Here is an 8582-nt window from a genome sequence, read left to right as displayed (position 1 = left end):
GCTGGGGGCTGTCCGGCGCGCAAGGCCAGGACCCGCCCCCGGCGGCCGGCCACCCGCAGTTCTACGTCCACGAAGGCGACAAGGCGATAGCCCTGACCATCGACGACGGCCCCAGCTCCAAGTACACCCCGCAGGTACTGGCGCTGCTGGCCCAGTACAAGATCGCCGCGACGTTCTGCATGATCGGCCAGAGCGCCGCCGAGCACGCCTCCCTGGTCGCCGAAGTCTCCGCCGCCGGACACCTGGTCGCCAACCACAGCTGGGCCCACCCCGACATGGGCAAGATGAACGCCGCCGACGTGGCCGCGCAGATCGACCGCACCACCGACGCCATCACCAAAGGCGGCGCCAAGCAGCCGGTCCTGTTCCGTGCCCCCGGCGGCAACTGGTCCCCGACCGTCTTCGCCGCCTGCGCCCAGCGCGGACTGCGGCCGCTGGACTGGTCCGTGGACCCGCGCGACTGGTCCCGCCCAGGCACCGACCACATCGTGCAGACCGTCATGGGCCACACCCACACCGGCTCGATCATCCTCGAACACGACGGCGGCGGCGACCGCTCCCAGACCGTCGCCGCGCTGCAGCGGTTCATACCGCAGCTGCTGGAGGCCGGCTACCGCTTCGTGCAGCCCTGAGACCCGGCAGCGTTTCAGCCGGCAGGCAGGAACGTGGCAACTAGGGTTAGGCGTCGCGCCGCCCCGGCAGCGCCACCGGTGATGCCGAGGGCGCCCAGGGCTGGGACTGCCGAAGTGAGTTCGTGCACACCGATGCTGTGTGCGGCGGTCGGGATCGCGCGCGCCGCCGGTACTGGTGGCATTGCTGGAGGCAATACCGGAGGCGGTACCGGAGGCGGTGCGGTCGGCGTGTTTCGTCAGGTTACAGAGTTCGGTGTTCATGCCTTCAAGACTGCCGATCGGCACCGGCCCCGGTCATCAGGCCACAGACAGACATCGGCGCGGCCCCGGCCGGCCGGCTATGACCGTGGTCATAGACCCGCAGGCCGATGACCGTTGATCGGCGGCTGGCTAGCCTGGAGCCATGCGAGCACAACCGCCGGTACCGGGACAGCGGGCGTGGGTGGCCTTCGACGTCGCCTTCGCCACCGCGGTCACCGCGCTGAGCACCTGGGAACTGGTGCGCGGCTGGTCCCGGCCGCAGGCCTACCGGGGCCAGGACTACCGGATGGCCTCCTGGCAGCTGGCCGCCATGGTCGCCGGAGTCGTGCTCTCCGGCGCCGCGCTGGCCGCGCGCCGGTGGCGGCCGCTGCCGGCGCTGGCCGTGGTGCTGGCGGCCTGGCTGGCGATGCTGGTGGTGGCCTGGCCGATGGCCGCGCGCAGCCTCAGCAGCTTCGAGATGATCAGCGCCCTGCTGCTGTACTCGGTGGCCGTGACCGAGACCCTGCCGGTCGCCGTCGCCGCCCTGGCCGTGGTGGTCGTCGGCGACACCGCGACAGTGGTCGGCTCCCACCGCCCCCAGGTCAATCTGGTGGCCACCATGGGCCTGGCGATGCTGTTCGCCTGGGCCCTGGGCCTGGCGGTGGCCCGCTACCGCGACATCGGCGTCCGGCTGCGCGAACAACAGGACGCGGCGGCGCGCGCCGAGCTGGACCGGGAACGGGTCCGGCTGGCCCGGGAACTGCACGACGTGCTGGCGCACAGCATGAGCGTGGTGAACGTGCAGGCCGGCTACGGCCGGTTCGCGATCGGCCGGGACCCGGCCGCCGTCGAGGCCGCCCTGGCCGCGATCCAGACGGTCAGCGCCGAGGCCATGACCGAGATGCGCGGCATGTTGGCGGTGCTGCGCGACGGCCGGGAAGCCGCCGCCCTGACCCCGGCGCCGCGGCTGCGCGACCTGTCACGGCTCGTCACCACGTGCGCGGAGGCCGGGGTGAGCGTACGGGTCGGCACCGCCGGGACGGTTCGGGAGTTGCCCGACGGCCTGGAGCTGGCGGCGTTCCGCATCGTGCAGGAGGCGCTGACGAACGTGGTGAAGCACGCACACACCCGCGCCGCGCAGGTGCTGCTGGAGTACCAGGCGGCGGCGCTGGAGGTGACGGTCACCGACGCCGGACGCGGCGGCAGCCTCAGCGGCGGCGGCGGCGACGGCGACGGGCCGGGACACCGACACGGAAGCGGACACGGGCTGGCCGGGATCACCGAGCGGGTCGGGCTGTATGAGGGGACTGTCGAGGTCGGGCCGCTGCCCGGCGGCGGCTGGCGGGTGCGTGCGATGCTGCCGTGCCCAGCCGCCCCCGCCGACCCGGGCCTGTCAGGACTCGAAGCCGGCGACGGGACGACCCCCGACGCGGGGCCGCCGGCGCCTTCGCTGGCACTGGCGCGCGCCGGCGAGCGGGGTGCCGTATGACCGCCCCGATCGCCGCCCCGATCACCGTTCTGGTCGCCGACGACCAGGCACTGGTCCGGGCCGGCTTCGCCGGGATCGTCGCCATGGCCGACGGCTTCGACGTGGTCGCGCAGGCCTGTGACGGCGCCGAGGCGGTGGCGGCGGCGCGTGCCGTGGGTCCGGATGTGGTGTTGATGGATGTGCGGATGCCGGGCATGGACGGGCTGGAGGCGACCCGGCTGATCACGGCCTCGGGGCCGTCGCGGGTGCTGATCCTGACCACGTTCGATCTCGACGACTACGTGTTCGGGGCGTTGCGGGCCGGGGCGAGCGGGTTCCTGCTGAAGGACACCCCGCCGGAGGGGCTGCTGGCCGCGATCGAGGTGGTCGCCGGCGGCGAGGCGCTGCTGGCGCCGACGGCGACCCGGCGGCTGATCCAGGCGTTCACGCGGCAGTCGGCGGCCGTGGCGGCTCCAGCGGGCGCGGCCGCGGTGGCCGCTTCGGCAGGCGCGCCGGAGCCGGTGGCGGTGGCGCGTGAGCGGCTACAGGCGTTGCTGACGGCCCGGGAGCTGGAAGTACTCAGCCTGATAGCCGCCGGGCTGACCAACGCTGAGATAGCCGGGCATCTCTTCGTCTCCACCGGAACCGTCAAGACCCACATCGGTCATCTGCTGGCCAAGCTCGAAGCGCGCGACCGGGTTCAGCTGGTGATTCAGGCGTTCCGTGCGGGCCTGGCATGAGGCGGGTACTCGCGCTGGCGGCTGCGGCCGTGACGATCGCGGTGACCGCGGCCTGCGGCGGTTCCGGTTCAGCGGCGAAGCCCGCCGTTGCCGACCCGTGGTCGGCGGGCCGCTCCACGCCGGTGGCCGACGACGTGTATCCGCGGTACGGCGATCCGGCGACCGACGTGGAGCACTACGGCCTGGACCTGAAGTGGGATCCGACGACGACGGTGCTGACCGGGACCGCGACGCTGGCGGTTCGTGCGGCCCGGCCCACCGACCGGTTCGTGCTGGACCTGGCTGCGGATATGAGCGCTGACACAGTGAGTGTGAACGGCGCACCGGTCGCGGACGTGCACGACGGCGACCACCTCACCGTCCCGGTCGGGAAGCCGCTGCCCGCCGATGCGACCGCCACCGTGGTCATCGGCTACCACGGCGTCCCGCATCTGGTGCCCGCGCCGATGACTCGCTCCGATATAGCCGGGCTGGGGGCGCAGGTCACCGCTGGTGGCGGGGTGTGGGCTCAGCAGGAGCCTTATGGGGCGTTCACCTGGTATCCGTGCAACGATCAGCCTTCGGACAAGGCGCTGTATGACGTGTCGATCACGGCGCCGGACGGGTGGGCCGGGGTGAGCGGCGGCTCGTTCGTGGGCCGCACTGAGAGCGGCGGGTCCGCGGGCTCGGGCGGTTCGGGTGCCTCGGGCGGCTTCGGCGTCTACCGCTGGCACCAGCCGAACCCGGTGGCCACGTACCTGGTGGCCTTCGCCGTCGACCGGTTCGCCGAGGACACCGCGACCGGCCCGCACGGCATCCCCCTGACGTACTGGTACCTGCCCGCCGACGCCGACGCGGTCCACCGGCTGACCGCCCGGATACCGGACATGATCACGTTCCTGGAGCAGCGGTTCGGTCCGTACCCGTTCCCGACCGGCGGGGTGCTGTTCCGGCCCGAGCAGGTCGGCATGGAGACCCAGACCATGATCACCCTGTCTGCGCATTCCCCGGCTGCGGACCTGCTGCACGAGTTCGCGCACCAGTGGTTCGGCGACGCGGTGACGCCGAGGACGTGGTCGGGGCTGTGGCTGAACGAGGGCTTCGCGGCGTACGCGCAGTACCTGTGGCAGGCCGCGTACCCGGCCGGTGGGAACCCGCCGACGACGATCGACGCGGTACTCCGGGACCGGGCTGTGTCACAGGACCAGGAGCTACGCAGCGTGGACGGCCCGCCAGGGCACTACAAACCCGGGGCATTCGCGTCGTCGAACGTGTACGACTGCCCGGCGCTGATGCTCAACGGGCTGCGGCACGCCCTCGGCGATGCGGCGTTCTACCGGCTGCTCAGCGACTGGGTGCACCAGAACCAGGGCACCAACCAGGACCGGAACACGTTCGAGGCGTTCGTCGACGCGCACACCGGCCGGGATTTCACGCCGTACATCAACGCCTGGCTGGACTCGCCGACGACGCCGACGATCCCGCCACCGTCCTGAGCAGGCCTGCCCAAGCCGGCAGCCTGAGCAGGTCTAAGTCGACCTGGGCCAGCCTGAGCAGGGCCCAACCGGTGGCGCTACCGGCGCTCGCCGCGTGCCTCAGCCGCCGGGGCGCCCTGCGCCGTGCCGATGACCTCGTCCAGCAGAGCCCGGGTCCGGCGGAGGTCTTTGATCGCGGCATCGATGCGGTCGCGCTCGGCGGTGAGGGTTTCGGTGAGCCACGGCGTGGCGGTGGCGTTCGGGGTGCCGTCGGCGTCGTGGATGCAGGGCAGGAGTTCGGCCAGCACCCGGCTGGGCACACCGGCGGCGAACATCTCCTGGATGCGGATCACCCGGTCCACCGCGGCCTCCGGATATTCACGCTGCCCGCCTGCGGTGCGGGTGGAGCCCAACAGCCCCTGCTGCTCGTAGTACCGCAGCGACCGGACGCTGACCCCGGTGCGTTGTGCCAGATCACCGATGCGCATCCCGACCGCCTCCCCGCGAACCCTTGCAGCTGACATTGATGTCAGGTTCTACGGTACCGGCCATGATGCTCACCAGCGAATACCGAGGCCCGCAGCTGACACTGCCCAACCGGGTGGTGATGGCGCCGATGACCCGTCTGCGTTCCCTGCCGGACGGCTCACCCACCGCGGACGTGGCGGACTACTACGCGCAGCGCGCCACGGCCGCTCTGATCGTCACCGAGGGCATCTGGCCGCACAGCAGCGGCCAGAGCGAGGCCTGGGTACCGGGTCTTCAGGACTCGGCACACGTGACGGGCTGGCGGCGCGTCACCACGGCCGTGCACGAGGCCGGCGGCCGGATCTTCGCACAACTCATGCACGGCGGACGCAAGGGCCACCCGCTGGCCCGCATCGACGGGACCCTGCCGGCCGGGCCGTCCCCGGTGTCCGACCGGGACCTGCTGCACCTGATCGGCGGCGGCAAGGCGGAATCGCCGACGCCGCGGGAGATGAGCCGCGCCGAGATCCACGCGGCGGTCGCGCACTACGCCGCGGCGGCGCACAACGCGCTGGAAGCCGGCTTCGACGGCGTCGAGATCCACGGCGCCAACAGCTACCTGGTGCACCAGTTCCTGGCCGACAACACCAACCTGCGCACCGACGAGTACGGCGGCTCCCTGACCAACCGCATGCGCTTCGCACTCGAGGTCACCGACGCCGTCGCGGACGTGGCCGGCCCGGAGCGCACCGGGATCCGACTGTCCCCGGCGAACCCGCAGTTCGGCATGCACGAGTCCGATCCGGCGCCGCTGTACCGGGCACTGGTCGCCGAGCTGGACCGTCGCGGCTTGGCCTACCTGCACCTCACCGACAACGACGACTACCCGGCGCTGGCCGATCTGCGCCCCCGGTGGCGCGGCACGCTGATCGCCAACGTCGGCGAGAACCGGCCGGCGACCGCCGCAGCCGCCGCCGAGCAGGCGCTGGGCGCCGGGCACGCCGACCTGGTCTCCTTCGGGCGCTCATTCATCGCCAACCCGGACCTGGTGCACCGGATCACCCATGACCTGCCACTGGCCGAGTACCGCGAAGACGTCCTGTACAGCCGTACCGCTGAGGGCTACAGCGACTACCCCGCCTGGGACGCGGTGTGTGCCGGGGCCGGGGCCTCAGTCGCCTGATCCTCGGCCACCGGAATGCGCGCCACGGGACGGCGCGCGCCGCTGGGCTTCGGTGATCCCGGAGGCTGCTGGGCCTGTCGAACCCGGTGAACGATATCGGGCAGGCTCGGCCCGGTCGGCGACCGCGACCGCGACACAGCTGGTAGTGACTGCTTTGTATCGACCGCTTGTATCGACCGCTTGTATCAGCCGCTTCGTGCCGACTGCTGGTGCTGACTGCCGTGCCGCCTGCCAGCCCCGCCTCAGAGCCCGAACTCAGCGCGGATCGCGTCGCCGTGCTCGTCCAGCCCCGGCGCCGCCGGCCGCACCGCCGGGTCCGGGTAGCCGGCCATCTTCACCACCTGCCCGGGCAGCTCCAGCCCGCCGGCGGTGATGCGCATGCGCCGGGCCTCGGTCTGCTCGTCCGTCATCGCCTGTCCGATGTCGTTCACCGGCGCGCACGGCACCTTCGCCGCCTCCAGCCGGGCCAGCCAGTTCACGCAGGTGTCGGCGGCCAGCAACTCCTCGATGACGGCGGTCAGCACCAGGCGGTTCGCCGAGCGGGCCGCGTTCTGCGCGAACAGCGGGTCCTCGGCCAGCCGCGGCGCGCCGAGGGCGGCGGCGAAGGCGACGAACAGTGCGTCGTTGCCGACGCACACCACGATCTGGCCGTCGGCGGCGGCGAACGCCCCGAACGGGGCGATGTTCGGGTGGTGCGGGCCGATGCGGTGCGGCACGGTGCGGTCGGCGAGCCAGGCCAGCGCGTTGCCTTCCAGGAACGACACGGTCGCGTCGAACATGGCGATGTCGATGTGCGTGCCGCGGCCGTGGATACCGCGCCCGACCAGCGCCGCCATCACCGCGCCGAAGGTGTAGACGCCGGCCGACAGGTCCGACACCGACGCGCCGGACTTCACCGGCGGCCCGTCCGGCTCCCCCGTCACCGACATCAGACCGCTGCGGGCCTGGATGACGGCGTCGTACGCGGGCTCCCCGGAGCGCGGCCCGGTGGCGCCGTACCCGGACACCGACGCGTACACCAGCCGCGGATTGCGCGCCCGCAACGCCGCCGGCCCCAGCCCCAGCCGGTCCATCACCCCGGGCCGGAAGTTCTCCACCAGCACATCGGCCCGCTCGGCCAGCGCCGCCACCTGCTCGGCGTCCTTCTTCAAGTCCACCGCCAGCGACTGCTTGCCCCGGTTGACGCGCGCGAAGTACATCGAACGCCCGTCGGCGGCGAACGGCCCGTACCGGCGCGAGTCGTCCCCGCCGGACGGGTTCTCCACCTTGATCACCCGAGCCCCCAGATCCGCCATGATCATGGTGGCGAACGGTCCGGCCAGCACCCGGGTCAGATCGATGACCAGGAGCCCGGCCAGCGGCCCGGCATCGGCCGGATCGGCATCGAGACCCACCTCCGGGTCGGGCACAGAACGGTCGGCGGCACAGTGCACGGCGGTCATGGACGATCAGCGTGGCACGCCGCGCCCGGGGAGTCGATATGACACGGCTATCGCCCGGCTCACAGCCTTCGGCAAACGTTGCCGTACCTGCGGTACCAGGACCTCAAGCGGGCTTGCGGGCAAGGTCGTAGGCGAAGCCCACCGTCTCGGTGAACACCCCGCCGCCGTCATCGTGCGGCCGAAGGCCGGCCGCCAGATCGGCGTCGAACTCGGCAGCTCGCGCACCGAGCACCGCGGGCGACAGGAACGAGGTCGAGCGGACATGGCCGGCGAGGTCCGCCACACTCCAGCGGTGCTCGACGTCGAACGAGCCGCGCCCGACGATCTCGAACCCGGCCGCGGACAACACCTCGACGTCGGGCCGCCGCTGACGGACCTCAGCCGGGTCGGCAGGCGTCCGGTCCTCGGCGCCGAGCTCCCGCTGCCACCGGTTCAGGATGGCGGCCAGGGTCCGCTGCCAGTCTTCCGCTCCCGCCCAGGGCGAATACGACCAGCACAACGCGAGGTGCCCGCCTGGGATCAGCCACTGACGGATCCGCCGGGCGGCCAGGTCGCGCTGGAACCGGTGGAAGGCGTTGCCGACGACAGCGAGTTCGAAGCTGCCTGGCTGTGCATCGAGGGTCTCGACACTGGAGACGACGGGCCGAACGTTCGCCAGTCCCGCGGCGGCCGCTTTGGCGCGAACCGTGTCGATCATGTCCGGTTCCTGATCGACAGCCCAGGTCTGCGCGAAGTGCCGGCCGAGCGGGAACGCCAGTTGACCGGTCCCGCAGGCCAGGTCCAGCAGGCTCCCGCGACCGGACGGGCCGGTGGCCGCGATCAGATGATCGAGCAGGGGCGCCGGATACCCCAGACGGTAGCGGTCGTAGTAGTCAGCAGTCCCCTGGTAGAGGTCTGTTGCGAAATATGCCTCGTCACCCACCAGCTCCGACCCTCTGTCCGCCCCCGACCCGCC

At 72.0% G+C, this 8582-nt stretch carries 8 protein-coding genes; 5 read left to right on the top strand and 3 right to left on the bottom strand.

The features are described 5' to 3' along the window. From KGQ19_RS45625 to KGQ19_RS45610, 4 genes are all read left to right on the top strand, one after another. On the top strand, window positions 1-632 hold a 632-nt coding region (locus KGQ19_RS45625), incomplete at its 5' end, for a polysaccharide deacetylase family protein (RefSeq protein WP_212021367.1). Window positions 633-1035: 403 nt separating this feature from the next. Further along, window positions 1036-2361 (top strand): sensor histidine kinase, encoded by a 1326-nt coding sequence (locus KGQ19_RS45620; protein WP_212021366.1) that lies wholly within the window; start codon window positions 1036-1038, stop codon window positions 2359-2361. Further along, window positions 2358-3080 (top strand): response regulator, encoded by a 723-nt coding sequence (locus KGQ19_RS45615; protein WP_212021365.1) that lies wholly within the window; start codon window positions 2358-2360, stop codon window positions 3078-3080. Before KGQ19_RS45620 ends, KGQ19_RS45615 begins: the two co-directional genes overlap by 4 nt. Beyond that, window positions 3077-4555, top strand: coding sequence for a M1 family metallopeptidase (locus KGQ19_RS45610; protein WP_212021364.1), 1479 nt, complete (start codon window positions 3077-3079; stop codon window positions 4553-4555). Before KGQ19_RS45615 ends, KGQ19_RS45610 begins: the two co-directional genes overlap by 4 nt. A gap of 77 nt (window positions 4556-4632) precedes the next feature. Here the strand turns inward: KGQ19_RS45610 and KGQ19_RS45605 are convergent, their stop codons facing one another. Then, complete coding sequence (locus KGQ19_RS45605; protein WP_212021363.1) at window positions 4633-5022, bottom strand: MerR family transcriptional regulator; 390 nt, start codon at window positions 5020-5022, stop codon at window positions 4633-4635. A 62-nt stretch (window positions 5023-5084) separates the two neighbouring features. Here KGQ19_RS45605 and KGQ19_RS45600 point away from each other — a divergent pair, with 62 nt between their 5' ends. Next, the gene (locus KGQ19_RS45600; protein WP_212021362.1) at window positions 5085-6185 is read left to right on the top strand and encodes an alkene reductase; all 1101 of its coding nucleotides are present in this window, start codon (window positions 5085-5087) and stop codon (window positions 6183-6185) included. Between the two features lie 242 nt (window positions 6186-6427). On the opposite strand, the gene KGQ19_RS45595 is transcribed toward KGQ19_RS45600, so the two are convergent. Next, window positions 6428-7627 carry a CaiB/BaiF CoA transferase family protein gene (locus KGQ19_RS45595; protein ID WP_212021360.1) on the bottom strand — a complete coding sequence of 400 codons (1200 nt, stop codon included), beginning with the start codon at window positions 7625-7627 and terminating at the stop codon, window positions 6428-6430. A 103-nt stretch (window positions 7628-7730) separates the two neighbouring features. Then, window positions 7731-8582 (bottom strand): class I SAM-dependent methyltransferase (locus tag KGQ19_RS45590; RefSeq protein ID WP_212021357.1); only part of this gene is annotated, 852 nt, incomplete at its 5' end.

This window comes from Catenulispora pinistramenti (assembly GCF_018274385.1).
In the GTDB taxonomy this organism is placed as follows: Bacteria; Actinomycetota; Actinomycetes; order Streptomycetales; family Catenulisporaceae; genus Catenulispora; species Catenulispora pinistramenti.
The sequence above is the reverse complement of the archived record's forward strand: the minus strand, read 5'-3'. Positions and strand labels throughout refer to the sequence as shown.

What these genes read in the sequence shown, in the direction of transcription:
- KGQ19_RS45605 (WP_212021363.1), bottom strand. Translation starts at nt 5,022, where the DNA reads ATGCGCATCGGTGATCTGGCACAACGCACCGGGGTCAGCGTCCGGTCG.
- KGQ19_RS45615 (WP_212021365.1), top strand. Translation starts at nt 2,358, where the DNA reads ATGACCGCCCCGATCGCCGCCCCGATCACCGTTCTGGTCGCCGACGAC.
- KGQ19_RS45595 (WP_212021360.1), bottom strand. Translation starts at nt 7,627, where the DNA reads ATGACCGCCGTGCACTGTGCCGCCGACCGTTCTGTGCCCGACCCGGAG.
- KGQ19_RS45620 (WP_212021366.1), top strand. Translation starts at nt 1,036, where the DNA reads ATGCGAGCACAACCGCCGGTACCGGGACAGCGGGCGTGGGTGGCCTTC.
- KGQ19_RS45600 (WP_212021362.1), top strand. Translation starts at nt 5,085, where the DNA reads ATGATGCTCACCAGCGAATACCGAGGCCCGCAGCTGACACTGCCCAAC.
- KGQ19_RS45610 (WP_212021364.1), top strand. Translation starts at nt 3,077, where the DNA reads ATGAGGCGGGTACTCGCGCTGGCGGCTGCGGCCGTGACGATCGCGGTG.